This window comes from Acinetobacter sp. CFCC 11171, from assembly GCF_003268405.1.
Taxonomy (GTDB): Bacteria; Pseudomonadota; Gammaproteobacteria; order Pseudomonadales; family Moraxellaceae; genus Acinetobacter; species Acinetobacter amyesii.
Genome location: NZ_LQXP01000115.1, coordinates 1 through 429, shown reverse-complemented (window position 1 = coordinate 429; position 429 = coordinate 1). Strand labels below are relative to the sequence as shown.

The 429-nt window shown below is 44.1% G+C and carries 1 pseudogene; it reads right to left on the bottom strand.

The features are described from left to right. Positions 1-429, bottom strand: a pseudogene (locus tag AVJ20_RS18110) (contractile injection system protein, VgrG/Pvc8 family); the annotation flags it as partial.

Genomic DNA, 429 nt, shown 5'->3' with positions numbered 1-429 from the left:
TGCTTGCTTTGTACTGCACCACCACCCTCGTCCTGTTCAAGCACATCCGCTTGCCACCGCTGCACATGTACCGACGTCGGTTGCAGACTGCGCTGACCGATAAAACTGGTCATACTGTCATTTTTTTCAGTCGCACTACTGCGATGAAAACGGATATTACGTCGCTCCAAAGCTTGATATTGACTATTATCATCAATCAAACGTAGCTTTTGGGCTGCGATGGGTGCCGCAGACGATGTTACAAAAGATTGAGCTTCATCAACCAACCAATGAATGCCTTCACTGCGTAGTAAGCGAGTAATAAAATCATAGTCGGTTTCATTACTTGCATCATGAATGGTCGAACGTCATACTCTTTTTTTAAGCCACTTAAGTCCAAACTTAAGCTCGCTGCAAAAAGTGGGCTCTTTTTTTGCCATTCCTTAAAAA